The sequence below is a fragment of the Sedimentibacter saalensis genome, from assembly GCF_007830175.1.
Lineage (GTDB): Bacteria > Bacillota > Clostridia > Tissierellales > Sedimentibacteraceae > Sedimentibacter > Sedimentibacter saalensis.
In genome coordinates, this window is sequence record NZ_VLKH01000001.1 from 411,545 (window position 1) to 437,187 (window position 25,643).

The 25,643-nt window shown below is 34.5% G+C and carries 26 protein-coding genes and 1 pseudogene; 7 read left to right on the forward strand and 20 right to left on the reverse strand.

What is annotated here, in order from left to right; genetic code table 11:
* Positions 1-219: 219 nt before the first annotated feature.
* Positions 220-2,013, forward strand: a complete 1,794-nt coding sequence (locus tag LY60_RS01800) for a methyl-accepting chemotaxis protein (protein ID WP_170226073.1) — start codon at positions 220-222, stop codon at positions 2,011-2,013.
* Positions 2,014-2,029: 16 nt separating this feature from the next.
* Here LY60_RS01800 and LY60_RS01805 read toward each other — a convergent pair.
* Positions 2,030-2,220, reverse strand: a pseudogene (locus LY60_RS01805) (PEP-utilizing enzyme); the annotation flags it as partial.
* 13 nt (positions 2,221-2,233) lie between these two features.
* The gene (locus tag LY60_RS01810) at positions 2,234-2,560 is read right to left on the reverse strand and encodes a winged helix-turn-helix transcriptional regulator (protein ID WP_145079181.1); all 327 of its coding nucleotides are present in this window, start codon (positions 2,558-2,560) and stop codon (positions 2,234-2,236) included.
* A gap of 187 nt (positions 2,561-2,747) precedes the next feature.
* Between LY60_RS01810 and LY60_RS01815 the strand changes: the two genes are divergently transcribed.
* The gene (locus LY60_RS01815) at positions 2,748-3,152 is read left to right on the forward strand and encodes a pyridoxamine 5'-phosphate oxidase family protein (RefSeq protein WP_145079184.1); all 405 of its coding nucleotides are present in this window, start codon (positions 2,748-2,750) and stop codon (positions 3,150-3,152) included.
* 55 nt (positions 3,153-3,207) lie between these two features.
* Here LY60_RS01815 and LY60_RS01820 read toward each other — a convergent pair whose 3' ends face one another.
* The 6 genes from LY60_RS01820 to LY60_RS01840 form a co-directional block, all read right to left on the reverse strand.
* Positions 3,208-3,678, reverse strand: a complete 471-nt coding sequence (locus LY60_RS01820) for a GNAT family N-acetyltransferase (RefSeq protein ID WP_170226074.1) — start codon at positions 3,676-3,678, stop codon at positions 3,208-3,210.
* Entirely contained in the window at positions 3,675-5,933 is a 2,259-nt protein-coding gene (locus LY60_RS18130; RefSeq protein WP_246145341.1) for a hypothetical protein, read from the reverse strand. The genes LY60_RS01820 and LY60_RS18130 overlap by 4 nt, the downstream gene beginning before the upstream one ends.
* Positions 5,934-5,960: 27 nt before the next feature.
* On the reverse strand, positions 5,961-6,089 hold the full coding sequence (locus LY60_RS18285; RefSeq protein WP_019227953.1) for a hypothetical protein: 129 nt from the start codon (positions 6,087-6,089) through the stop codon (positions 5,961-5,963).
* Between the two features lie 94 nt (positions 6,090-6,183).
* A complete protein-coding gene (locus LY60_RS01830) occupies positions 6,184-6,747 on the reverse strand; it encodes a hypothetical protein (RefSeq protein ID WP_145079189.1) in 564 nt (187 codons plus the stop codon).
* 65 nt (positions 6,748-6,812) lie between these two features.
* A complete protein-coding gene (locus tag LY60_RS01835) occupies positions 6,813-7,394 on the reverse strand; it encodes a flavodoxin family protein (protein ID WP_145079192.1) in 582 nt (193 codons plus the stop codon).
* A 91-nt stretch (positions 7,395-7,485) separates the two neighbouring features.
* Complete coding sequence (locus LY60_RS01840; RefSeq protein ID WP_145079195.1) at positions 7,486-8,022, reverse strand: hypothetical protein; 537 nt, start codon at positions 8,020-8,022, stop codon at positions 7,486-7,488.
* A 158-nt stretch (positions 8,023-8,180) separates the two neighbouring features.
* Here LY60_RS01840 and LY60_RS01845 point away from each other — a divergent pair, with 158 nt between their 5' ends.
* From LY60_RS01845 to LY60_RS01855, 3 genes are all read left to right on the forward strand, one after another.
* On the forward strand, positions 8,181-8,738 hold the full coding sequence (locus LY60_RS01845) for a TetR/AcrR family transcriptional regulator (protein ID WP_145079197.1): 558 nt from the start codon (positions 8,181-8,183) through the stop codon (positions 8,736-8,738).
* 77 nt (positions 8,739-8,815) lie between these two features.
* Positions 8,816-9,490: a hypothetical protein gene (locus LY60_RS01850; RefSeq protein ID WP_145079200.1), complete on the forward strand. Its 675-nt coding sequence runs from the start codon at positions 8,816-8,818 to the stop codon at positions 9,488-9,490.
* 205 nt (positions 9,491-9,695) lie between these two features.
* Complete coding sequence (locus LY60_RS01855) at positions 9,696-10,397, forward strand: redoxin domain-containing protein (protein WP_170226075.1); 702 nt, start codon at positions 9,696-9,698, stop codon at positions 10,395-10,397.
* Between the two features lie 43 nt (positions 10,398-10,440).
* On the opposite strand, the gene LY60_RS01860 is transcribed toward LY60_RS01855, so the two are convergent.
* The 7 genes from LY60_RS01860 to LY60_RS01890 all read right to left on the reverse strand — a co-directional run bounded on the left by LY60_RS01860 (position 10,441) and on the right by LY60_RS01890 (position 17,118).
* Complete coding sequence (locus LY60_RS01860; RefSeq protein ID WP_145079206.1) at positions 10,441-11,445, reverse strand: hypothetical protein; 1,005 nt, start codon at positions 11,443-11,445, stop codon at positions 10,441-10,443.
* A 150-nt stretch (positions 11,446-11,595) separates the two neighbouring features.
* Positions 11,596-11,961 carry a Lin0512 family protein gene (locus tag LY60_RS01865; protein ID WP_246145342.1) on the reverse strand — a complete coding sequence of 122 codons (366 nt, stop codon included), beginning with the start codon at positions 11,959-11,961 and terminating at the stop codon, positions 11,596-11,598.
* A gap of 159 nt (positions 11,962-12,120) precedes the next feature.
* Entirely contained in the window at positions 12,121-13,608 is a 1,488-nt protein-coding gene (locus LY60_RS01870; RefSeq protein ID WP_145079212.1) for a tripartite tricarboxylate transporter permease, read from the reverse strand.
* A complete protein-coding gene (locus LY60_RS01875; protein ID WP_145079215.1) occupies positions 13,609-14,058 on the reverse strand; it encodes a tripartite tricarboxylate transporter TctB family protein in 450 nt (149 codons plus the stop codon).
* A gap of 82 nt (positions 14,059-14,140) precedes the next feature.
* Positions 14,141-15,166 (reverse strand): tripartite tricarboxylate transporter substrate binding protein, encoded by a 1,026-nt coding sequence (locus LY60_RS01880; protein ID WP_145079219.1) that lies wholly within the window; start codon positions 15,164-15,166, stop codon positions 14,141-14,143.
* Between the two features lie 255 nt (positions 15,167-15,421).
* Entirely contained in the window at positions 15,422-16,123 is a 702-nt protein-coding gene (locus LY60_RS01885; RefSeq protein ID WP_145079222.1) for an RraA family protein, read from the reverse strand.
* Between the two features lie 20 nt (positions 16,124-16,143).
* Entirely contained in the window at positions 16,144-17,118 is a 975-nt protein-coding gene (locus LY60_RS01890; RefSeq protein ID WP_145079225.1) for a hydroxyacid dehydrogenase, read from the reverse strand.
* A 255-nt stretch (positions 17,119-17,373) separates the two neighbouring features.
* Here LY60_RS01890 and LY60_RS01895 point away from each other — a divergent pair, with 255 nt between their 5' ends.
* Entirely contained in the window at positions 17,374-19,287 is a 1,914-nt protein-coding gene (locus LY60_RS01895) for a sigma 54-interacting transcriptional regulator (RefSeq protein WP_145079227.1), read from the forward strand.
* Between the two features lie 88 nt (positions 19,288-19,375).
* Here the strand turns inward: LY60_RS01895 and LY60_RS01900 are convergent, their stop codons facing one another.
* On the reverse strand, positions 19,376-21,301 hold the full coding sequence (locus LY60_RS01900) for a diguanylate cyclase (RefSeq protein WP_145079229.1): 1,926 nt from the start codon (positions 21,299-21,301) through the stop codon (positions 19,376-19,378).
* 333 nt (positions 21,302-21,634) lie between these two features.
* Here LY60_RS01900 and LY60_RS01905 point away from each other — a divergent pair, with 333 nt between their 5' ends.
* A complete protein-coding gene (locus LY60_RS01905) occupies positions 21,635-22,162 on the forward strand; it encodes a dihydrofolate reductase family protein (protein WP_145079232.1) in 528 nt (175 codons plus the stop codon).
* Position 22,163: 1 nt separating this feature from the next.
* Here the strand turns inward: LY60_RS01905 and LY60_RS01910 are convergent, their stop codons facing one another.
* The 4 genes from LY60_RS01910 to LY60_RS01925 form a co-directional block, all read right to left on the reverse strand.
* Positions 22,164-22,412: a DUF2249 domain-containing protein gene (locus LY60_RS01910; protein ID WP_145079235.1), complete on the reverse strand. Its 249-nt coding sequence runs from the start codon at positions 22,410-22,412 to the stop codon at positions 22,164-22,166.
* A gap of 108 nt (positions 22,413-22,520) precedes the next feature.
* Positions 22,521-24,002, reverse strand: coding sequence for a DUF5050 domain-containing protein (locus LY60_RS01915; RefSeq protein WP_145079238.1), 1,482 nt, complete (start codon positions 24,000-24,002; stop codon positions 22,521-22,523).
* Between the two features lie 95 nt (positions 24,003-24,097).
* Entirely contained in the window at positions 24,098-24,727 is a 630-nt protein-coding gene (locus LY60_RS01920; protein ID WP_145079241.1) for a 6TM ABC transporter family protein, read from the reverse strand.
* A gap of 48 nt (positions 24,728-24,775) precedes the next feature.
* The gene (locus tag LY60_RS01925; RefSeq protein ID WP_145079244.1) at positions 24,776-25,549 is read right to left on the reverse strand and encodes a hypothetical protein; all 774 of its coding nucleotides are present in this window, start codon (positions 25,547-25,549) and stop codon (positions 24,776-24,778) included.
* Positions 25,550-25,643: the final 94 nt, after the last annotated feature.

Consider the following 25,643-nt stretch of genomic DNA (forward strand, 5'->3'; position numbering starts at 1 on the left):
TTTTAAATTTTATCATACGTAAAATAATTTAATATTCAATAAGATGTAATTTTTTCGTAAATTGCTTGTAAAAGTGCAATTAAAACGCTCCGACTTAAAAAATCATGCTTCTTAAATCAAATAATACACAATTTTTACATTTTTTATCACATGTATTTACCTTTCCTGTTTATATTGAATCAATGAGACAATACAATGCATATTCGAGAGGAGACAAGTATGTACAAAAAAGTTCAACAACTGAAAATAAGAAAAGCAGTCAATTTTAAATCTATAAATACATTCATCAAAAGCCTGAAAATATTACACCATGCTAAAACTAAGACAAAAGATGCTAAAGTTTCAGAAAAAAACATATTCAATGACCTTAAATTAGGTACAAAGCTAACTATTTCATTTGCTGCATTAATATTACTTTTTATTGTTCCTATTTCCATAAGCCTCTACAACTTTAACGAAACCGCTGAGTTACTCAGCAAAACAAATGAAGTAACAATACCTGAAATATATCTGGCCTCTTCAGTGTCAAAAGGCCTGAAAAACATTGAAAAGAATCTGTATGCATCAACATTGACAGACAATATTACAAAAAAGGAAGAATATCGTTCTATAAGCAATGATTTATATAATCAAATGACATATAACATGAAAGAATTAGAAAGGCTCCTTGTGACTGATACAGATAGAGTTAAAGATACTGTACAACTTCTGGAAAAAGAAGCAGCAATCAGGGATGAGGTTATGAATCTCAAGTATAAAAGCGATGCCACAAGACTTATTTTTAATTCCTATGAACCTGTTATAAATGATATCAATAGAAATTTAAATGAAATAACAGACGGCATAAACCTTATATCGCAGGAAGCCGCGAATAAATCAAATGTAAGTGTTAGATTTTCATTTTTATTAACTGTTTTGATGACCCTGGCTGCAGTTTTATTAGGTTTTATTATTACCAAAATGATTTCAGGCAGCATAGTAGCGCCAGTCAGTGAAATTGAGGCTTTGGCTAAAGCCTTGTCAGACGGCAATTTAAATTACAAAATAACATATACATCAAAGAATGAACTGGGAAAATTAGCTGAAAGCATGAAAAAATCCATGAATACATTAACATTATACATAAAGGAAATAGATGAAGTTATGAATGAGTTATCTAAAGGAAATTTGAACATAAAAATACGCCAGAGTTTTACGGGAGACTTTGAAAGAATAGAGTATTCTATTACAGAATCCGTACAGATGCTTTCAAAAACAATAAAAAGCATAAATGAATTATCCTCAGAAGTATCAAAAAGATCGGAAAATATATCATTAAGTTCGCAAAAAATTGCCGAAGGCGCCACTGAACAGGCAGGTTCAATAGAAGAGTCGTCAGCAGCAATAGAAGAAATTTTTGTTCATGTTAGAGATAATGCTAAAAACACTTCCATTGCAAGCAATAAATTAATTACTATGGGCAATGAAATCTCTGATTGCAATAAAAGAATGGAAGAAATGGTTGCTGCAATGACAGAAATCAAAAATAAATCAAATGAAGTAGGAAAAATAGTTAAACTCATTGATGACATAGCCTTTCAAACTAACATTCTTGCATTGAATGCAGCTGTTGAAGCAGCACATGCAGGTACAGCAGGCAAGGGATTTTCCGTAGTTGCAGAAGAAGTTAGAAACCTTGCAGTCAGAAGCTCAGAAGCTGCTAAAAACACCTCCGTTCTTATAGAGGAAACAATAAAAGCTGTAGTAAATGGAAATGAAATTGCTGACAAAACTGCTGCAACCCTTAATAATATTGTAGAAAGTTCAAAACATGTGGCTGATAAAGTAAAAGAAATTTCAAAAGCATCAGAAGAGCAATCTGTCAGCATTGAACAAATTAAAGTTGGAGTAGAACAAATCGCCGCAGTTGTACAAGTAAATTCTGCCGCTGCAGATAAAGCCTCAGAAGCATGTGATGATTTGTTTTCTCAGGCAAATACGCTTAATGATTTGGTGTGCGGGTTTAGCTTTTGACTAAACCCATACTCCCCTACAGAATCTCTGCATAGCCATCTGTTTCATTAACCCTGATTCTCTGTCCATCTTTTATAATTTTTGTTGCATTTTCCAATCCAACAGCTGCCGGAAGACCATATTTCCTTGTAATTACAGCCCCATGAGTCATGAGCCCGCCTATTTCCGTAACCAAGCCCTTACTGAGATAAACAAAGGTGTCCAGCTTTAATTATATTTACTATTTGTTTATAATCTTCTCTTTATATTGCTGCCCCCATAAAAACATGGAATCAAGTATGGGTTTTAAGCTGTTTCCTATTTCCGTCAGCGAATACTCCACCCTTGGAGGTATTTCTGCATATGCTTTTCTGTTAACAAGCCCATCTTCCTCCATATCCCTCAGTTGTTGTGTAAGAACCTTCTGACTTATTGAACCGATGGATTTTTTTAATTCTCCAAAGCGCTTGGTTCCGTCTATTAAGTCTCTCAGTATAAGTATCTTCCACTTATCGCCTATGATGTTCAGGGTTGCTTCAACCGGGCAAAGCGGCATTTCTTTTTTCATTTTTCCTCCATTAGTTACCTTGAGGTACCTACAGCACTTCAAGGTGCTTACTTGCGTTTATATACCAATGGCATTATTATATACAGGTAGCCGCAAATTATCAAACAAAAAATATTATTTATCTGGTTATAATATTGATTGTACAAAGTAAAAAACTTAATAATTGTCAACGTAAAGGAGAAAAGAAATGAACGAAGCAATAAAATTTATTAAAGAAAACCCGGTGATGTACTTTTCCACAGTTGGGCTGGACAGCAATCCAAAGGTTCGACCATTCCAATTTATGCTTGAAAAGGAAGGAAAACCCTACTTCTGCACCAGCAATCAAAAGGATGTATATGCTGAAATAAAAAATCACCCTGTTGTTGAACTGACAACCTGCAATTCAAATTTCGCATGGATCAGATTAAGCGGTAAAGTCGCTTTCGTATCAGATGCCGTAATAAAAAAAGATGTTCTTGAAAGCAGCGAACTGGTAAAATCAATATACAAGACACCTGATAATCCAATTTTCGAAGTATTTTACCTGGAAAGTGCAAAAGCAACAATTGCAGATTTTTCAGGCAATCCTCCCAAGGAATATTCTCTTTAAACATAAAACCTCACTTGCCCTATGTCAAGGGAAAGTGAGGTTTTTGTTTATCTCATTAATTAAAATATCTGACAAAAAAATGCATGTCTTCGGATTTATATCCCAATTTAGTGTAGAAAGCATATGCATCCGGGTTGCTGAACTCTGACTGGAACTGCAATCTTTTATAGCCATTATCCTCAGCAAAATTTTCAATGTATTTTAAAGCTTCCCTGCCCAACCCTTTTCCACGACAACATTCCAAAAGAAACAAGTCATCAAGTACTAAGGCTTTACCGTGAGCCCATACGCTGAATATGGTCATAAGATTGGCAAAACCAACTGTTTCATTGTCCTGTTCTATCATCATCATGGTAATTAATTCAGGATTGTTGAGAGCCTCTTCAAAAACAATTCCAAACTGTTCATCAGAAATCGTGTCAGCATTATTCCAAAACCCTTCATCAGATAACTCATATGCCATAAATGCCCTATTCAGCCTGATCCAATTTTCCTTGTCATTAATGTTGCATAATCTGATTTTCATTTCACTTCTGTTCCTCCCCATTCAACTGCGGCAAAACCGTTTCTCTTAAATGTGCTGAGTCTTTGTTCCGGAACTTCAATATAATCATCCAACGCCTTGTATGCCATAAACACTCTGAGCACGCTGTCAGGTTTAGGTGTAATATATAGTCTTGCATTTTCTTCATAAGCTGCTGTCTGGAAAGTTATGAGATTATATTTATTATCCTTCATCAACGGAAGCCAATACACGATAAACTCATTCAACTCCCTTGCAGTCAAGCCAAGATACTCCAACTTATCCTGTAAAAACCTGGCGGTATCAGATCCCTTAACAACAAAACCCTGTGACATATCCCAATCAGCAGCACCCTTGCCTTCCCAATATAAATAAGAGTATTCACGACCATCTGATTTGTTAATAAGAGTGCCGTCCGGATAAGCCGTTACATTCCATCCGTCATTATATTCTGGATATGAACAAGTCAACATTCCCTTAAGATCAATTTTAACGGATACATCTTCTTGTTTTGTGGGATAAAGGTATATGACCGGTTTTGCATAGTCTCCCAGAAACCTGTACTCAAAATACTGTTTGTTTGCATCATAGGAACCTAAATAATAAGAATCTACCAGGTATGCTACATTGTAGCTTAACATACGTTCAGTCAATTGAAGCTTGTAGGATTTATTGTTTGGATCCGTATGAGAAAGCCAGTCACTGTACAGATTAAATGAAGAATCTTTCATGTCTTCACAATAGCCTTGCTTTATTTTTCCGATTAGCTCCCATGTACCAAATCTTGATTTATAATTCCCCCAACTGTACATAGTGCTGGTGGTTTCCTGGCCATAAATCTCATCAGTAAAAGTACTTTCTTCAAAAACCATGGGTTCTCCAAAGTAATAATAGTTTCCTTCTTTATCTTTGCTGAACACTTCTTGAAACTTCAGTTCATTTCCTTCCAATGTAAAAATGTAGTCCGTGTCAGAAACTTCTCCTGTGTTTCTGTTCCTGTATGACATATTAAACCAGGCTTTGCTGCCATCTTCAAGGGTTTTCAACCCTAAGACGTTACCTAACTCGTATATTACTGTGTGATAATTATAAAGTGTTCCAATGTAAATGAGATTTTCATTTTCAATACGGTAAACATCAACATCTGCAGCTTCAGTATCAGAACCTTTGTATAAAGGGTCAGAAATATCAGAATATCTTGTTGCCAGAACTTCAGGTATATTGTCAAAATCCAAATCCAGCAATGTTATGCCCAAAGTCGATTCCGTGTTCAAAACATCCATATTTGACATGATAGTGTTGTAAACGCGAAGCATTTCAGGGTTCTTACCCTCTGTGTTTTCAAACATGAATGACTTTGTAAGGACCCTTTCTGTATCTGTTGTAATCAATTTATAATCATCAATAGAAGCTGTGATGTTGTAGCCGGATTTAACACCATAGCTGCAGTCAATTTCACCAAATGTAAGCTGAGCATATACATAGGATGAACTTGATCTCATCAGTGTATCTTTCAATGCACCGTCAACATCAGCAACATTCAAAAAAAGTGTGTCTGCTTTAATATTAAGACCATTGACGGTATAATCACAACAAGCAGCATCCGAATGATATACAGGCAAGCCATACATGTAAGCAGGATCTATAATAACATCGAAAGTATCGCTTGTATTCCTTTTTATAAAGCAATTTAACGTTATGTTATCAACACAGTATCCATAAACAATATCCTTAACATTAACTTCTGAACTTTCATCTGTACCTTCTAAAACTAAAACCGTATTTTTCTTGGTTAAATTATAAGGACTTTCAAAGTTTGAAAATGTGTTCGTACCACTGCTGTCAAAGTGCACAAACTTCATGTTCGAAATATTGGTATCTATCATATCATTGTCAAAATCTTCATCAAAACCTTCGCAGTATAATGCCTGACTTGAATTACGTACAGTATCATAATATTCATCTGAAAAAACAGCTTCTGTTTCAGATACTATTTCTGTTGAGGATAAATAATCATCAAATAAGATTCTGTTTCCATCCTCTTCAGTTATCCTAATTTCATTTAACCGGTTTATATCAATTTCTTTTAGAGAAAATGTATTATTTTCTGCCGGCAAAACGTTATCCACATCACTGTTATTAGTTATTTCTTCAACTTCGCTCATATTATCTTTATCAGCAGCATCATGAACTTTTTCTGTATTGCTGCAAGCCGTCAATAAAATCAAAATGCCGATCACAATCATTTTTCTGCTCATATTCATCACCCCTAATAAGCAAAAGTATTATAGAATATTATTGTCCTTTAATTCCTTTATTGCATGTTTTATAGCCAGCTTAATGACAAAATACAAAACAATCGCCGGTACAATTATAAATATTGGAAACATAAAAACACCCAGTAGTCTTGACATGTATCTTCCTCCTCTCACTTTCATGTTGATCTTTTTCTTTCAAACTGCTCTATTTTCTTTTCCAGTTCCTCTACGTCTTCAGTTACATGGTTGTTTAGCCAATTTTAAACGCTGCAAACATAAGAAAAGCTAAGATTGTAGAAGGAACTATAAATACTTTGGTATAATAGACCACATAATCCTTGGCAGAGTATTTATCTCTATTGTCATCCAGGTAATCGCCGATCATTGACAAGCATTCTTTTATTTGTGATGCACTTACCCTTTCAAATATGATATTGTTAGATCCCAGTGATATGTCAGATTTGCCTTGTAGATTATGAAGCTTATATTCCTGTATTATCTTTGATATTTCATCTCTGTTTTTTCTTACGAATTTTTTGTCTATGCCCTTGAAACAATAAAATTTTGACTTAATCACAAATGTGTAAGTTACAATTAAAGCTGCGGGAACAATTAATAAGCTTAAGGACTCATATGCTTTGGGAGAAAAGCCAGTTCCGGCCCACCTAACAGTAAAAATAACAACATACATTGCAATTATGAGAATATTGGAGTATTTCTCCGGTACAAAGTTTTTAAGTTTTAAGTCCATTGTCACCATAATAGCCATGAAAATCAAATAAATGATTAAAATCTCAATAATTATACCTTCCATAATCCCCTCCCGAACTTCTGGCAATAATTAATCTTTTAAAAATGGACAAAATTTAATTGATTTATTTAAACTTCATTGTCTATCAGCTTTCGTGCGAATGACCTGGCGTGTTCAGCTTTATCATCAGACATGAACTCGGTCTTATATCCTAAGTCTCTTTCAGACAACATACCAAGATAATTAAGTTGTGAATGAGCACAATATCTCTTTATGCCTTCCTCAAACAAATCTGCCCCTTTTTCAGTCCTGTATCCGCAGGTTGTAATGACAGCCAGCTTCTTGCCTTTCCATATGGAAGGACCCTTCTCATCTCCATAATACTTATTCATTCCATAAACCAAACGGTCCAGCAAAGACTTCATAGGAGGCGTGCAATACCATGAATAAATTGGTGTTGCCAAAACAATCACATCGCTGTCCAGCACTTTATCAAAAATTTCCTGCATATCATCATTGTAACGACACCCGAAAACAGTCCAGTCCTTTTGACATCTGCGACAGGCAGTGCAAGGCTCAATATGTTTGTCATAAAGCCAAACAAAATCATACTTGACCTGGTTAAGATCAAGTTCTTCAACAAAAGGCGTCAACAGCTGATATGTATTTCCGCTTTTCCTGGGGCTACCCATAAGAATGCAACACTTCATTTTACGTCTCCTTAAGATAAATATTAGATGTACTATTTAAATTAAAATATATCTTCTAAATTGCTATATGTCAATTGAATTGAATTAAATACTAATTAACTATGGTTTTTGGATACTCAAACACTCTATAGTCTGATACTTTCCATTCATTGTCTTCTCGTTCAAGTCTTAATTGGCCTTTAGCGGAATCATCCTGCAACACACTTCCGTCATTGGAAATAAATTGAATTTTAACTTCAAAATTGTAATCTGCCTTATTTTCTTCTGCTCCAGATTCTTTTCCGGACAAATCTACATCCACCACCTGAATTGTACAATTATTTAAGGCACAATGCTGCGTAAACATGAAGTTTTGCCTGTTTTTCAAGAGTACATTGTATGCTCTGTTTGTCATTAAGGATTTGATGACTTCGTCATTTGCTTCTATAGCTTCTGCAAACTCCTTTTCATCTGCAGGTCTTAAATCCAGGAAATTATTATACTTTTCAACTTCTTCTTTATCCACCGTATACATTTCCATAAAAAACTTTTCTGCAACAGCTTGACTGTCATTGTCAACAGATTTGTCACATCCCGCCATAATGAATAGACTTAAACATAAGGTAAATAAAATCACTGTTTTTTTCATAATACCTCCCTAAAATTTGCACAACAATATATGGTAAATTAATCCTATATAATAGGACGAAAATTTTTAATAATTGTTCACTTAAATTTTTAAACAAGCATTGACAAAAATTCTTTTTTGCCATATAATGAACAATGTTCAGTTTGAAAGGAGAAAGTATGAATACAGTAGTTACTTCTAAAGAAGCTATTTTAAAGGCAAGCAAAGAAATTGCAACTGCAAAAGGGCTTCAAGCTCTCAACATGCGTGACGTTGCAAAGCACTGTAATGTTGCAGTAGGTTCGGTTTACAATTACTTTCCTTCTAAGGCAGACCTTGCAGCTGAAACAGTGGAAGATATCTGGAAAGATATATTTCATAAATTAAGCAATACTCATAATGAAAATAACTTTATAGAACGTGTAACATGGTTATTTGAAACTGTAAATAGCGGAGTAAAAGAATATCCGGCTTTCTTTACCATACATTCTGTTAATTTTGCTAATGAAGATAAAGCAAAGGGTCGCAAAGTCATGAATGAGTATTTCACTCATATGAAGAAAGGCCTGCTTCAATCATTGCAAAACGATAATAATGTAAAAAAGAATACATTTAATGAAACATTTACACAGGAGCATTTTATTGATTTTGTATTTTCAAACATAATTACATTGTTGATTAATAACCAACAGTCCTGTTATGTGTTGAATGAAATCATTAAGCGCACAATTTATTAAATAAAGATAAAGATCCCAACGGTTGTTGGGTTTTTATAAAAATCAAAATGAACAACGTTCAATTTAAGGAGGATTTTATGCAAGCTATATTTGAAACAATATTCGATGCTGTGTACCTGATTATGGTTATTACCATAGGCATCACAATAATTTTAAAAAGTAAAGGAAACAAACAATATTTGCTGTTCGGTATCATGGCTGTGACTCTTGGAGCAGGAGATTCGTTCCATCTGATTCCTCGGGCATATGCTCTTAGCACCACTGGCCTTGATAATTTCGTCATCGCCCTTGGTATAGGAAAGTTCATCACTTCAATAACAATGACTGTATTTTATGTATTGTTATATTATGTATGGCGCTTGCGCTACAATGTAAAAGATAAAAACGGACTTACCATAACCATGTATGCACTGGCAGCATTAAGAATTTTTCTTTGCCTTTTCCCTCAGAATGCATGGACAAGTGCCACTGCTCCATTATCATGGGCAATATATCGCAACCTGCCATTTGCTGCAATGGGAATTATTATAATATTCTTGTTCTACAGCAAGTCCAGGAATACATCTGATCATGATTTTAGGTTCATGTGGCTGACAATTGTTCTCAGTTTTGCATTCTATATACCGGTAGTATTGTTTGCAGACATTATTCCGGTTATTGGAATTTTAATGATACCCAAGACATGTGCCTATGTCTGCACTGTGCTCATTGGATATAATGAAATGAAAAAGATGTCTGCAGTTGCAGCATAGTTATTAAATAAGTTGTCATATAGATAGAGTACGCCCCTAATGAGGTGTGCTCCATTTTTTCACAACATATTATTAATATTCCTTCTTAATCACAATCAATCCTATCCACTCTGTATATATTATTACACAAAAACAAAAGACACATAATTTCACCATAGAAAATATTTCACATATAATGTAAGAAATATTGACAATGGAGGTTTATATGAGTACTAATTTTGAAGAACATATTATTCCAGGATGTATTACTATAGGAAGAATTGCTCCGGATTTTACTACTTTATCAACAGAAGGGACAATTACATTATCACAATACAGAGGAAAATGGGTGGTACTTGTTAGTGAACCCGGAGATTTCGCCGCTACATCGACTACATCTCTTTTAGCCTTTACAAACCATTATGAAGAATTCGTTAAAAGAAACGTTCAAGTATTAGCTGTAACAATAGATAACAATTTTGCTAATATTGAATGGAAAAAAAATATTGTTGATACTTATGGAATTATAATTCCATTTCCTTTATTAGAAGATAGAGATGCTGAAATAGCACGTAAATACGGAATGGTTAATCCTGACAAAATTTACGAGGAAAGTGTAAGAGATCTGTTCATAATAAGCCCCGAAGGAAGAATACGTGCAATTTTGACTTATCCATCCTCCTGTGGCAGAAATACTTATGAAGTTTTAAGGATTATAGATTCACTTCAACTAACACAAGCATACAATGTTTATACCCCATCTAATTGGATGCCGGGAGATCCTGTTATGCTCCCAACAACCAATGACTTTAACGAGGCCATGAGAAGACTCCAAGAAGAGGGCTTATATTGTACAAATTGGTATAACTGTTTTGTGGATTATTACTCACTTGGAAACACTACAAGTGATTCCACAATAAATTTATGAACACAAAGCTGAGTTGTAAACAGTAAATTATAAAAAAATTTTCTTATTCCTCTGAATACAATGAACCCGGACGAACAACGTATATGACCTCGTTATTATATAACATCACAACATTGTGACTACGTTTTATATTTAATTCTTTATTTTCAAGTGAAGTCATTTCAACAAATACATCAATGCTGCCTGTTTCATCAACCAGTCTGGCATTCATATATTTATCTTTGTTTGGCTTTAAATAATTGGATTTAACATTGATTAATGGTTCAGGCACTTTTTTATTCTCTTTAATATCTTCTAACCTTCCAGATACAACAAAGTGTTTTGAAAAAGTATCCATATCATTTACAGGAACAGCATATTCTTTTGCTGTTTCATTTATTTCAGCTACAGTGCTTTCGATTATTTCTAAATTTTCGCCGGAAGCTGCTTCTTTCCAAAAATTATCTGATGTCTTTAAATAATTTTCATACTCCTCATCAGGAATTACTAGCAATGATATAACATGATTTTGATAGTTATTGGTACTAATTTTAATTCTTAAATGATCATTACCTACTCTCTTATCCCAATATACACCATTTTCATAATTGTTTTCATTTAGACTGTAACTTAGCACTTCGTTTAGTTCTTTATCTAATTTTCTTTTATTGCCATAAAATATTCCTGGCAGTTCTAAATGTTTCGACAACTCATTACTAAAAAAATCATTCACTTGATCATTTGTCAAATTAGATGGCAAAAACCAAGACATGCTAAAAATTTTATGATTATCTTTAACCCACGCATCAATACCCATGGTTATGTTTTCATTATTTTTTAATGTGTAAATATTTCTTGATTCATCAACAACACCTTTATCTGTAATGTACCATTCAATACTTTGTTCCGTTAATACACTTTCTACATCCTCAGTTTGTAATGGAAACTGGTACTCCTTAACGGGTTCCTGATTGTTGAAAATAAATAATACAATGCAAATTAGAAAAACACATGCAGCAAAAAATATCCAATACGTTTTCTTGTTTAATCTTGATAAATACTTACCCAATTTTAGCCCCCCTGCTTAATTTTATTCACCTCATTATACCACACAAACATTTCACTTTTTTATTCACTCTATAATATAGACAATTTTAGAGTACATTTTGTAACATTATTTTTATATTTTACAAAATTTTACTTATTCATATTTTATGACTCACGCTAATGTTTCTACATCAGCATATACAGTCAATGCAGCTACAGCAATCTGTATTGTATTACCAGCCCCAAATGCGGGAACCTCTAAACCTTGCACTCCTAATCCGCCCTTTACTACTTCTATTTCTCCCTTGCCTACCGGAATTGCCTTCATAACTGTTTCCTTATCCACCATATCTGGATTAGTACATCCTATTTTTACATGAACATGCATCTTCAAGGGATCTATATTTAGAATATCCTCCAATCCGCACAAACAACTTCTGGATGTTGCATCCTTTACAGCTTTAACTGCAGCCTTAGTAACATCACCGCCATGAAGATCTGCTCCCATGCCAAATTCCACAATATATCTCTTTAACATAATAACCCCTTTCTACTATTTTTTATTATCTTAACATAATATCTGTGAATTTTCTAGTATATCACTATAATAACATTTCGGCATAACAATCAATAATTTACAAACAAAAAAGACACCAACCTAGTGCAGTCAGTGTCTCTCTTCATTGTAATCTAAAAACTAGGCATTAGCCTTTTTATTGTTTTTATAATTTCTCAACAATGGCGCTGCCATAGATGCAACCCCTACAGCTATAAAAAAGAAACTTATGGGCCTTGTGAACAATATTAATGGATTGCCGTTTGACATGAGCAGCGACTGTCTCAGGCCTGTTTCTGCCATAGGCCCGAGAATTATTCCCAAAACAGCAGGCGAAGCAGGTATCTTAAGAAGCTTGAACAATAGTCCCGCAAGACCGAATAAAAACATTACACCCACATCAAACATATTGTTGTTTATGGCGAAAGATCCGCTTACACACAACACGAGGATGTATGTTGCCAGGATTGGCTGAGGCAAAAACAACACCTTTGCAAACAATCCTGCTCCCGCCAAACCGAGAATCAGCATTAATACATTTGCTATAAACAATCCAAAGAAAAATACAGTCATAATTTTTTCATTTGCACCTGAGAACAAATCTGGTCCCGGCTTTAGTCCATGTATGAGTAAAGCTCCAATAAACAGTGCAGAAACTGCATTTCCCGGTATTCCTAATGTTAATAGAGGTACAAGGGACCCGCCTACGCATGCGTTGTTTGATGTTTCACTTGCTACGATGCCGTCAACTATGCCTGTTCCGAATTCATGGCTTCTTTTTGACATTCTCTTGGCTTCATTGTACGCCACAAATGAAGCAACGCTTGCTCCTGCCCCAGGCAGAATGCCGACAATTGTTCCGATTATGGAAGATACCGTGAAGTTCCCCATGTTTCTCTTAATTTCTTCCCTGTTAGGAAGCAGCCTGCCTTTTATCTCAGCGAGACTTCCTTTAGATACCTTTGTTGTTCCCAGCATAAATGCTTCACAAATTGAAAACAAACCAATCAGAAGCGGAACCAGTGCAATTCCGGAAATCAGATTAATATTGCCATATGTAAATCTCATGGCCCCCTCAACAGGATCCATGCCTATGGTTGCCAATAGCAGTCCGAACACACCTGAAATAAGTCCTTTGATCATGTTGTTCTCTGACAAACTTACAATGATAGTAAGTCCGAAAAAGGCCAGTGCGAAATATTCGGGCGGTCCGAACCTCAGTGCCTGCTTCGCTAAAAATGGTGCAAACAGTGCCAGCACGATTACGCTGAATATCCCACCAATGGCTGATGATAAGGTAGCCGTTCCAAGGGCAAGCCTGGCTTCACCTTTCTGTGCCATGGGATAACCATCAAATGTAGTAGCTGCAGCCGAAGGCGTCCCCGGAGCATTTATGAGTATAGCCGCTATGGAACCTCCGTAGATGGCTCCTACATAAATTCCTCCCAGCATTATAAGTCCGGTTTCCGGTTCCATTACAAAAGTAAATGGTACTAAAAGGGCAACCCCCATGTTTGCAGAAAGCCCTGGTATGGCGCCGATTATTATTCCGCCGGCAGTACCCAAAAGAGCCATTAACAGATTAGAAGGCGATAAGGCTGCAAGCAGTGCTTGTAATATACTTTCCATTTAAATTCCTCCTAAAAAGATTCCTACCGGCAGCGGAACATTCAGTAAACTGCTGAACGAAAAATAAACAATCAATGTAAATACTGCCGAATTTATAAACAATACAGATTTTTTTCTATATCCCAACAAGTATTGCACTATAACCAAAAATATAAAGCAGGCCGGTGCAAAACCTATAAACGTCAATCCTGCAATAAAAAGTATGTAACCTACAATCAATATTGTAAAATGCTTATGTTCCTTAATGAGTATAGCCAGCGGATTCGGTGAGTTGTCAGTCTTACTTTTTTTATGTGATGTTATAAACAGCAAGACACCTAAAAATGCCAGCAAAATAGATAAAATCATCGGATACAGCCTTGCTCCAAACGATAGTCTTAATCCTGAAGCAATAAATCCGAATGCTATTAAGATGAACACTATGGCAGTAATCTTATTAGCCTTTGACATGTAATCCTCCTTGTATGTTAGCAGCGGGATACGCGCAATGAATTGTTCAATGGTTATCCCGCTTCATTTATTTCTGTTTTAGCTATTTTCCGATAGCTTCCTTGTACATCTCATATGTGTTTATTATTTTGTTGCTGAAATCTTCATTGCTCAGATAATTTACACTGAGCTGAGAATTAGTCATCTGCTCGATGTATTCAGGATCTTCCATTGCTTTTTTAAATGCTTCATGAAGAACCTGCACCACTTCATCAGGAGTATCATCCGGTGCTGCTATGCCTCTCCATGCCCCCGAATAAACATCATATCCAAGTTCCTTGATTGTAGGAACATCTGGAAACATTTGATTTCTCTCTTCTGTAAGAGAAGCTATCGGTATGAGTGTGCCTTCTTTGATATGATTGTCAAATGAAGAAGGTCCTCCGATTATTGCATCCACATGACCTCCAAGAATGGCTGTTATAGCCAAACCAGATCCGTCAAAGGGAATATTGCTGGCGCTTATTCCTGTAGCCTTTATCATTGCTTCATTGGCCAGGTCATCTGTTGTTCCTTTTCCTGAACATCCGAATTTTATGGTGTTCGGATTTTTCTTAGCATATGCAATGAATTCTTCAAAATTTGTGTATTCTTTTCCACTTTGCACTACCAGAAAATCTGTCTCTTCCGTCAGCTGTATAATACCCCTGAAATCCTCCACAGAAAATGGCGCTTCATTCAACAATGGATTGATTGTTACAGAAGTAGTTACTGTAGTCAGTGTGTAGCCATCAGGTTTTGCCTGGGCACCCTTGTTTTGACCAACCATTCCTCCGCCGCCTGGTGCATTTTCAACGATGATAGTCTGTCCCAAATATTCCTCTGCATTGGAAGCCAGTATTCTAGTAGTTAAATCAGCAGAACCACCTGCTGAAAATGGAACGATAATTGTTACAGGTTTCTTTGGAAAATCTACGCTTTTTTGTTCTTTAGCTGTTTCTGTACCGTTTGTACTGCCAGAAGTATTTGAACTTCCTGAACCTGAAGCTGAACATGCTGTAAGTGAAGCAACAGCCATTATTAATGCAAGTATTAGTGATACAACCTTTCTACCTTTGGACATAAACATAATATACCTCCCATAATCTATTATTATAATATCCTAAAAAAGGAATACGTTATTTGAAATAACAAGAACTCTCAATCTCCATGGTACTAACGCGCCAAGTCAGTGGCTGGCATCTCTTATTCCTTGCAGACTGTGAATTACACTATTTCCTTTTTTGACAGCTGTGTTAATTAGCATTCTCCCTTATCTAGCTTAATCTCTCAACTATTATATAGATTGTGCCTTGAAATTTAAATAGTAACTTACAAATTATTTCTAATACTCAAAACATCCGTCAATTATATCGGTATTCTTTGCCTTTAAAGATTCATCAACCCAATTTCTGTTTGCTGTTCCGTTTATAACCGCTTCTAACTTTGCAGCATCTTTTTTGGCATATTCAATTGAAGCTTCTAATATTTCTTTTGCATATTTTTTAGGAATAACTATTACTCCATCAGTATCTCCTAAAATTATATCTCCCGGCATAACAGGTACGTTGCCGATTGAAATGGGTACATTTATTTCTCCGGGTCCTTCCTTAAATGGCCCGCCGGGTGTTGAGCCTGTACCATATATGTAAAAGTCCATCTTTGAAATCTGATCGAAATCTCTGATTGGTCCGTCGAGTACTATACCGGCTACCTTTTTTGTGGATTTTGCATATGTCACCATTATTTCGCCCATAAGGGATTGGGATCTGTCACCCTCATTTGAAACAATTATTACGTCACCTTCCTGCGCCATATTTAAAGCCTTATGCAGCATCAGGTTGTCTCCTGGTCTTACTTTTACAGTTAGTGCCACTCCAACCATCGTAGGGGCAGCAGGAGATCCAATCAGTTTAATCTCTGAACTTAATGCACATAATCTTGACATTGTATCGGCAACATTTGCAGCAGGAAGATTCTTAAAACCTTCAATAACATTGCTTTCAGGTAAATCTCTTTTTAAAAAAACTCTGTTTCCTACACTCATTATGATAACTCCTTAAAAAATCAAATATTTATTAACATTTCTCTCATTTCCGGCACTATATACTTAGGAACTCTACCGTTTAAATAATCATCAATTCCCATAGCGCAAAACAGCGAGGACCTGGAAGAGGCTTCTTCTGTTGCTGCTCCTATATGAGGTGCGGTTAAAACATTGTCCAGCGCAAGCAACGGATTATCCTTATTTACAGGCTCTTCTTTCATAACATCCAAAGCTGCTCCTGCGATTTGTTTATTGATCAATGCTTTATACAAAGCATCTTCATCGACAATTGTCCCTCGTGCTGTATTGATTAAAAAGGAAGTATCTTTCATCAATTCAAATTCCCTGGTGCTCACACTGTTGATAGTATCCTTGGTAGCTGGAACATGCAGCGATAAATAGTCGCTGTCTGTAAATATTTTATCCCTGTCGTCCAGCAGTTTAATATAATCAGGTAAATTATCTCTTTTTGCAAAGGGATCAAAGGCTATTACATTCATTCCGAGTCCCAAGCTTGCCTTTTCCGCAACCAGGGAACCTATATTTCCTATGCCTATTAATCCAAGAGTTTTTCCGTACAACTCATTCTTTTTGGTCTTCAACTTAGCATAAAAATAATCATCAATGTATGTTTTTTGCACCATTTTAAAATTTCTTGAACAATAAAGCATATAAAATATGACAAGTTCGGCAACAGAAACGCTGTTAGCACCAGGCGCATATACAACCAGTACATTATGTTTTCTGGCAGACTCTAAATCTACACCGTCATAACCAGCTCCATGCCTTGCAATAATTTTTAATTTCGGAGCGGCATCAATTATTTTTTCTGTTATCTTAGGCGTCCTTACTATAATTGCATCACAATCATGTATGTCATTTATTATATCCTGTTCAGACATGCCGCGTCCATCGACTATCTCATAACCTTTTGATAAAAGGTAATCTCTCCCTTCTTTCATTATCGGCTGTGGTAATAAAACTTTATACGTCATAGTAACCCTCCTTAGCATCAATAAAGCAATTTATGTGCCAAACAAGAAAATATCTCAGAAAAGAAATAAGTGTTGTAAAAATTCGTTTGTCTGAGTTGATGAAATCGTTGGCAACATTGAGTTCTTATAACTCTAAAACTTTACCCTCATTCAAATAATTATAATTTGACAACATCCTAAAACATATGATATCTTACTGATATGAAATCAGATGAAATGAAATGAATTTCATTTGTGAAATCAAGCGAGGCGATTATGAATGAATTTAAGAATATAATTATTTTTTCTGCATCTGAAGCATTTACTAAAGTTTCAGATAATGTAATTAAAAAGAACAACCTTAGTGAATTAATAGAAACAATTGAAATGACCGGAGAAGGCATTATCGATGTTGCACAAATGGCTGTACAACATGGAACGAAGGCATTCATTGCCAGAGGAAGAAATGTTAATTTGCTCAGGGAAAACATACCGGCACCTGTTATCAATGTTCAATACACATATGAAGATATTTATTACTCCATTCAAAAATCAAAGTATAAATGTGAGAATATAGCTTTGATTGGTTTTGACGAAGCGTTTGAAGCCATGAAAAACTTCAAGGTAGTATCCGGATGTAATGCTCAGATAATTCAGCCCAAAACAGTTGACAGCATGGAAAACGATATATTAAGTGCTTTAAGTTCAGATATAAAATCGTTGATTGGCGGCATATCCGTAAAAAAGGTTGCAGCACTTCATAATCTTGAACATGTCATGCTTGATGTCAATGAAAGCTCCATTGAAATGGCTGTAAACAGCGCTTTGAACATATTAGAATCCCAAGATGAGAAGGATCAGTATCTTCAAACTATATTGACTACAATAAACGGAACTTCCGAAGCAATAATCAACATCAACAAAGACGGGGAAACAATTTTTTTAAACAATAAGGCTAAAAAAATATTTAATAACAGTACAGACAGCGAAACAAACAAAATATTATTTTCAACAATAGACAAGGATATAATTTTCAAAAGCAAAAACCCAATATTTGATAAGGTATTGACTATTAAAAATAAGAACTACATCGCAAATTTCAAACCTGTAATAGTTAACAGCAAGGTGCAGAGCGTAGTAGTTATTATTCTTGATGCAAACTTTATTCAATCAAGCGAAAAGCAATTGAGATTAACTTTTAATACTAAAGGACGTACAGCAAAAAACACATTTGACAATGTTATTGGAAAAAGCAGTGAGTTAGCAAACACCATATACAAGGCGAAAAAGTATTCAAAATCAAATTGTGCAGTATTGATAACCGGTGAAACCGGAACCGGAAAGGAAATATTTGCTCAAAGCATGCACAATTACAGTGACAGAGCCAACGAACCTTTTGTTGCCATCAACTGTGCAGCTTTGCCAAGTTCAATTTTGGAAAGTGAGCTGTTTGGGTATGTCAAAGGTGCCTTTACGGGTGCAAAGGACGAAGGCAAAATAGGAATATTTGAACTGGCACATAACGGTACTGTATTTCTGGACGAAATAGGTGAAATGGATATTAATATACAAGCTAAAATTTTAAGAGTCCTTCAGGAAAAGGAAGTAAGCAGGCTTGGCGATAATAAAATCATTCCAATTGATGTAAGAATAATAAGTGCAACCAACAAAGATTTACACGAACTCATAAAAGAAAAAAAATTCAGGGAAGACTTGTATTACAGGCTTGGGGTTCTTGAACTGACTTTACCTCCTCTAAATGAGAGGTTGGATGATATACCTTACTTGGTTGATTACTATTTAAAGAAGAACAGCTATGATGTTTCTTTTTCAAATAACGCGATCGAACTGTTATGCTCTGGTTCATACCCCGGAAATGTAAGACAGCTGTTTAATATTCTGGAGCGAGCCATTGTATTAGCCGACAGCCGACACATTTCCTCAGAGGACTTTAAGAACATTATCGATATGAACAATTTTGAAGCCATAAACGTTATAAACAATAATTCTTTAAAAAATTCAAATAAGAATCACGAAAGCAGTAAAATTATTAGAACATTGGAAAAATACAACGGAGACAGAAAAAAAACATCCAAGGATTTAAATATAAGCCTAACCACCCTTTGGAGAAAAATGAAAAAATACGATATTATTTACGATAATGAAGTTGAAGATAATTTTGTTGGTTAACAGATTGTTTTTATATGGTCTGTAAGAGTGTCAAGGTGACGGGGTTGTTGTCATCCCTAATGATGACAATAACCCCGTCCCACTGTCATCAGGCAAGACTTGCATTGTTGATGTGATTTACAAATATCTTCACAAGACTTGGATCAAATTGAGAACCTGAATTATCTCTTAGCTCTTGTATAGCCATTTCTTTTGTGAAAATTGGTTTATAAGATCTTTCATGAGTCATCACATCATATGCTTCCACTATGGAAAATAATCTTGCAATAAAAGGTATCTCCTCACCTTTTAAACCTTGTGGGTACCCGCTTCCATCCCAGCGCTCATGATGGGCAAAAATACCTTTACCGATGTAAGAAAGCTTCGTAGATGCACTAACTATCTTAAATCCAAGCTCTGGATGCCTTTTTAATTTTTGCCACTCCTCTGTAGTCAACGCACCCTCTTTAAGGAAAAGTTCTTTTTCGATTCCAACCTTTCCTATGTCATGAAGTTCTGCTAACAAAGCAAGACTTTCAATGTCATTCTTTTCTAAATTTAAAATTTCTCCCATTTGTCTGCACATGTCGACTAGTCTTTTACAATGTTCCTTGCTTTCATTTTTATTTTCATATAGGTTTTTCTTTATAGAATTTATGATCCTATCATAGTTTTTATCGCTTTCAGCCATTTTATTAGCATACATCCTGTCTTCTGCCAACTTAAACAGGCTGCTAAAGCTATTATTTACTTCACCATGAATTGTTGCACATCCCAGAGCTATAAGGGGTTTAATGGGATCCTCTTTTGCAGCAAGGACAGCTTTTTGAATTTTTCCAACAATATCATTAGCCTCTCGTTCATCCGTTGATGGCATAAGCACAACTATTTCATCTCCTCCAATCCTGCAGGCAACATGATTTTCGTTGATATTTTCATTAATTATTTCAGACACCCTAATTAACATCTGATCTCCGGTTTCATGACCAAATGTATCATTTGTAATTTTTAATGCATTTAAATCTGCAACAATTATTGAAAATGGTAAAGAATTTTCTTGTTTTAACTGTTTTAGCATTTCAGCCATATACGCCCTGTTATATAGTCCTGTGAGCTCATCATGATATGTTTTAAACATCAGTTCTTTTTTAGACTCTTCAATGGCTTGAGTCTTTTCTTTTACCGCAGCTTGAAGACTTGAGTTCCATACTAAAATAACAATTATAATAATTATTAACAACAAAACAAAGCTCACTACACCTATCCAAAAATATGTGTTCTCAAATAAACTTTGTTTTTGCAGGGACATCCATTTTTGTTCAATAACTTTTTTCTCACGGTCTGTAATTTGAGCTAATCCTTTGTTGAAAATCTGACTTAATATGGGCCAATCACTTCTGGTTGCTATGGATAAGCTGGATTCATAAGGAGTTTCTATATTTACTATAAGATTTGAAATATTATCCCTTTCAATGGTCTCGGTTGCGCTCATTATTTCTATTATCATTGCATCAGCTTCGCCAAAGGCTACCATTCTAATTCCATCGCTGGGAGATTTCACAGTTCTATATTCCAGCTTAGGGTACTTATCATTAAGAAATTCTATAATATCATAACCTTCTATAACTACTATGTCCATGCTTGCATTTGTTAACTTTTCAAATGTCAAATTCTCGGAAAAGTTTTTTCGAGTAATTATAACATTTGGGTTATCTATGTAGGGTACCGTAAACTCCAGGTACTTACTTCTTTCAGGTGTTTTAGTAGCAGCTGTTATTCCGGTCAATTCTCTTTTTTGAACTTGTTTTATGAGTTCATCAAAATTATCAAACTGTACCATCTGAATTTTAATACCCAGCTTCTGTTCCAGAAGTTTAAAATAATCTGCTGAAATACCAGCATATTGTCCATTACTTAAGAATTCCACCGGAGGATAATCTATTGTATATCCAATTTTAATCTCATTTTTATGCTCATCCAGCCATGTTCTTTCTTCAGCCGTAAGAAAAATTTCCTCAGCTTTAGCACCCTTCAAGTTGAATAAAAAAAATATCGTTATAATACCAATAATAATTAACAAAAACAAAACAATTAAATTAAATTTTTTTAGCTTTAAAATATTTATTCTTTATTCCCCCTTCTAGCAACTCTTATGAAGTAAATGCAAATGTTTTCCAAGCAATTATTCCTGTACAGCATTAGTTGATTTTTAAAATTAGCAATCAAACTAAATTTCATCCAAAATTTTCAATTTCATAGGTATTTTAGCATTTTTAATGTTGCGAGTCAAATTATAAATTGTTGACAAATAGTTGCAAACAATTTATGGTATACTGTATATAAGACAAAAATCAAAAGGAGTGAGATAATGGAAAAACGTAAGTTAGTATTGTTTATTGCTTCAACTTTAGATGGGTATATAGCAACAAAAGATCATAACCTGGATTGGCTCTTTAATGTTGAGGGTGAAGGTGATAACGGAATATCAGAATTTTATAATACTATCGATACAATCATAATGGGCAGAACAACTTATGACTGGATTATGGCATATGAAGATGTTTTTCCATATAAAGATAAGAAATGCTATATATTTTCAAGGACACCAAAAGAAGATACTGAATATGTATCCTTCGTAAATAAAGATGTAGCTTCTTTCACCAAGGAACTAAAATGCAAAAGCGGAAAAAACATTTGGATTATGGGCGGCAGTGAATTAATTTCTTATTTTATCAAAGAAAAATTGATAGATGAAATTATAGTTACTTTAGCTCCGGTTTTATTGGGCAGTGGCATTCCCTTATTTAGACAAAATGATTTTCAAACACTTTTAAAATTAACCAGTACCAATCGATTCAACCAATTTGTGGAACTTCACTATGAAGTTATAAAATAAGCTATACTTCCTTTATTTTAATGACTTCTACTCTCCACACCTCTGGTCCTTGTTCTAAATAGTTCCATTCATATTGACCGGGAAAGTCTTCAGGAAATTTGTATGTAAAAATTGGTTTAAAATCATGGTCATTTAGTAATTCCATTTTTTCTCCAACCTTTAACGACTCAAACGTCCCATGAACAGTTGGGTATTTATCCTGATGAGGCATTATCTCACGTATATCAACTCTTCCTTTATAATCTGACATAATAAAATACTCCTTTACAATTTTTCATTAGTCTTTGTAGGAGTATTTTATTTATACATTTTAATTACACTGCGTGCAAAATACCATTCAGTAAAATTGATTACAAAGTCACTTTAATCTAACTCCATCCTTATTAATAATTTTTAATGCAGGATGATTTTTCCCATTTGTAGAAACAAAAAAAACATAGTCTTTAGTTACAGCCATACCCACTTCATCTAAATAAATTTCGCTGTCAAGAGCTGTAACATTGCTGCCGTCAACATTCATTTTATACAAGCCCTTAAATCTCCAATCCTCATTATCGACGTTTTTTAATGTGTAAAATATATGATTATCATCTTTTATGAATTTAAGTATTTGCTTATTTGAGAGTCGTTCCCTTGATTTATTCTTTAAACTCATTCGATATAATATTTCTTCAACATCGGCCAAATAATAAATATATTCCTCATCAACAATCATATTCCTTGTTCTGATGTTAGATAAAAATTGCTTGTCAGTTCCATCTGTATTCATCACTTCCAAAAATCCATCTTCCTTCGTGTTATAGCTGTAGTATATCTTTCCCTTATAGACAGCCATATCTTCAATGTCTTTATCACTCAACAGCTGCTTATTCTGACCATTTACATCTATTCTGCATATTTTACTGTCATCTTCAATGCTTATGAAATAAATCCAATTTCCAACAACCTGCATCTGCAAAGAATAACCTATAAAAAGTATTTCATTATTTGTTCCATCTGTCTTAATTCTGTTTATTTCCTTACCCTGCCTGAAAAATATCCAATCTTCAACAACATTAATAGTATCCTTGCCTAAATTTTCAAGTTCGTCAAAAATAACCATATCATTTTCAAGATTTATATCTGTTCTGTATATTTTGCCTTCCCTTGCATAATAGATAAAATCTACTGCTTCAGCCACCATACCGTAATTATTAATATTGGATTCTGTATTGCCAACCAAATATTCATTTTTAATATTAATTTTTTCTGAGACTTCAATAGGAGGGCGATAATTCATAAATTTAATAACTACAACTATTGCTGCTAATGTAATTATTGCAGGAATACCAACAGTCTTAGCATAGTAAATCAAGTAGCCTTTTGCAGTGAGTTTTTCACGGTTATCATTTATATAATTTCCGATCAGTTGTAAACATCCTTCTATTTGAGATTGATTTAATTTATGAAATATTATTCTGGTGTTATCAAGTGTTATTGATGATTCATTATCTATATTTAAGTTATTTTCATAATCCTCAATAATCTGCAAAATTGCTTCATTATTTTCCTTGATGAATTTTTTGTCTATGGCTTTAAAATAATAAATTCTTTTCTTTTTTAATACTGTATATGTTCCGACTATAGAAACAGGAATTAAAAGAAAAACAAACGCATCAAATATTTGAGGGATAAGGCCATCGGAGTCCCCAATATCTACGATTATAAAAAAATAAACTCCAACAATAAATATATTATAATATATTTCCGATATAAAGCTTTTAATCTTAAAATCAGCTACTATAGTTACTATAATATAAACTGATATAGCTGCTATGATTATAAATATTTTTTCGTTCATATATTCCCCCTATTAATTTGCCTGTCATAAACCCGTCCCCTTGTCACCTTTGCACTATGAATGATAAATTAGTGTGAACCCCTGGAGGTAATTTATCAGTTATATCCATCTATAAATTGAAGAAACCAGTATTCATCTAATGGATAAATCATAGGATATCCTAAGGATGTGTTATAGAGTGTGCCTTGAGAATCGTAATATAAACCGCCAAATGTTTGTCCACTCTTAATGTTCCAATCAGCGGACCACATTTTTTCATTACTGTTGTTATCTGTCGGTATAGATTCTACTTCGGCGTATAATTCCTCCCGATGTTGTTCAAAATATGCAGTACCCTCAGCTACCATCCGCTTCATTTCAGGGATTCCACAACCAGGAGAATACGCCATGAATCCATAGTAAATAATAGGCGCCAGCGCAACAACGCACAACAATATTACCAATAAGATGCGTAATGGTTTATTCAGTATTGAAGAGCGACAAAATAAATATAGTCGCTTAAATGGCTGATATAGAAGTATCTGAATACCGGCATAGATTGGAATTACCATCATTGGCATTAAAATTGCGCCCAGACCGTATTTACCATATCCAAGTATGATAAAAATGAAAGTCAGTATCATCCATGTCAGATAGATCTGAAAGAATGTTCGCAATGTATCTGATTCTTTTAATGATTCTACGTGATTTAACTGCTCCTTATGAGTTTGTCTTAAATCACCCAATTGTGCACTCCTCCTCATCAATTTAGAATTCATGATATACGTGTATTCTTACCACTCATTAATAGCATATAAAGTCGCAAGCCGAACCTGTTTCAGCAATTCACTTGACAAATCCTCATATTCTTTTTCCAGCCCTTTTTCATGTGCCATATAAGGAGGGCTGTCATTCCAAGAACCCATTGCTCCAAAAACATCTGCAATACTAGCAGCTTCAAAATAATGCAGGTATTTTTCTGGAATTGCGGGGAGCGGCATATGATATACCATATCTGTATAATCAGAAGACCCCAACAGAATATCAAGAGCCTTTTGAAATATCAATGCAAAATCATTGCAATCAATCTTGTGGGCGAATTCTTTTATTTCGGATAATACAAACTTGAAACTGTCAATATTATTTTCAAAATGCAGTTTTTCCGTAGGGGCATCCTTCCATTCATGCTCTGCATAAAGAATATCCCACATATTTTGAGCTGAATTAACTTCCCATTGTGCAGTAAAGTAAGTAACCTTGCCTCCTTCATAAAAGCACACAATCATACTTTGTGTTGTATTGGAAAATCCTAAAATATTGCGATCTTTGACTACGATGGGAACTAGGAACTTTAAATCATACAGTCCTTTTTTTATGCAATAATTATACCATTCTGGTACGTTTTCTGCTTTATATTTATGCGTACTAAAAAGTTTCTTTTCAGGTAGAAACTGAAATTCAATTCTACTTTCATATTTTAATGGAGTATATGATATTGTAGATTTCTCTATTATTGCTTTTTTTGCTGCTGCTGTAATACAACAAATCTGATACATTTGACCATTCAATTATTATCACCTTTCCTACAAAATATAATTAACAATTCATTAGGTTTTTATAAGCAATCATTAGTTCGTAATTATCAAATTGTCGACAAATAGA

Excerpts from the sequence above, each read along its gene's own strand:
- LY60_RS01855 (WP_170226075.1), top strand. The coding sequence starts at position 9,696 with ATGAGTACTAATTTTGAAGAACATATTATTCCAGGATGTATTACTATA.
- LY60_RS01875 (WP_145079215.1), bottom strand. The coding sequence starts at position 14,058 with ATGTCAAAGGCTAATAAGATTACTGCCATAGTGTTCATCTTAATAGCA.
- LY60_RS01910 (WP_145079235.1), bottom strand. The coding sequence starts at position 22,412 with ATGTCAGATTATAAAGGAAGAGTTGATATACGTGAGATAATGCCTCAT.
- LY60_RS01815 (WP_145079184.1), top strand. The coding sequence starts at position 2,748 with ATGAACGAAGCAATAAAATTTATTAAAGAAAACCCGGTGATGTACTTT.
- LY60_RS01905 (WP_145079232.1), top strand. The coding sequence starts at position 21,635 with ATGGAAAAACGTAAGTTAGTATTGTTTATTGCTTCAACTTTAGATGGG.
- LY60_RS01840 (WP_145079195.1), bottom strand. The coding sequence starts at position 8,022 with ATGAAAAAAACAGTGATTTTATTTACCTTATGTTTAAGTCTATTCATT.
- LY60_RS01890 (WP_145079225.1), bottom strand. The coding sequence starts at position 17,118 with ATGACGTATAAAGTTTTATTACCACAGCCGATAATGAAAGAAGGGAGA.
- LY60_RS01830 (WP_145079189.1), bottom strand. The coding sequence starts at position 6,747 with ATGGAAGGTATAATTATTGAGATTTTAATCATTTATTTGATTTTCATG.
- LY60_RS01870 (WP_145079212.1), bottom strand. The coding sequence starts at position 13,608 with ATGGAAAGTATATTACAAGCACTGCTTGCAGCCTTATCGCCTTCTAAT.
- LY60_RS01885 (WP_145079222.1), bottom strand. The coding sequence starts at position 16,123 with ATGAGTGTAGGAAACAGAGTTTTTTTAAAAAGAGATTTACCTGAAAGC.
- LY60_RS01820 (WP_170226074.1), bottom strand. The coding sequence starts at position 3,678 with ATGAAAATCAGATTATGCAACATTAATGACAAGGAAAATTGGATCAGG.
- LY60_RS01835 (WP_145079192.1), bottom strand. The coding sequence starts at position 7,394 with ATGAAGTGTTGCATTCTTATGGGTAGCCCCAGGAAAAGCGGAAATACA.
- LY60_RS18130 (WP_246145341.1), bottom strand. The coding sequence starts at position 5,933 with ATGAGCAGAAAAATGATTGTGATCGGCATTTTGATTTTATTGACGGCT.
- LY60_RS01895 (WP_145079227.1), top strand. The coding sequence starts at position 17,374 with ATGAATGAATTTAAGAATATAATTATTTTTTCTGCATCTGAAGCATTT.
- LY60_RS01810 (WP_145079181.1), bottom strand. The coding sequence starts at position 2,560 with ATGAAAAAAGAAATGCCGCTTTGCCCGGTTGAAGCAACCCTGAACATC.
- LY60_RS01865 (WP_246145342.1), bottom strand. The coding sequence starts at position 11,961 with ATGTTAAAGAGATATATTGTGGAATTTGGCATGGGAGCAGATCTTCAT.
- LY60_RS01845 (WP_145079197.1), top strand. The coding sequence starts at position 8,181 with ATGAATACAGTAGTTACTTCTAAAGAAGCTATTTTAAAGGCAAGCAAA.
- LY60_RS01850 (WP_145079200.1), top strand. The coding sequence starts at position 8,816 with ATGCAAGCTATATTTGAAACAATATTCGATGCTGTGTACCTGATTATG.
- LY60_RS18285 (WP_019227953.1), bottom strand. The coding sequence starts at position 6,089 with ATGTCAAGACTACTGGGTGTTTTTATGTTTCCAATATTTATAATTGTA.
- LY60_RS01915 (WP_145079238.1), bottom strand. The coding sequence starts at position 24,002 with ATGAACGAAAAAATATTTATAATCATAGCAGCTATATCAGTTTATATT.
- LY60_RS01880 (WP_145079219.1), bottom strand. The coding sequence starts at position 15,166 with ATGTTTATGTCCAAAGGTAGAAAGGTTGTATCACTAATACTTGCATTA.
- LY60_RS01800 (WP_170226073.1), top strand. The coding sequence starts at position 220 with ATGTACAAAAAAGTTCAACAACTGAAAATAAGAAAAGCAGTCAATTTT.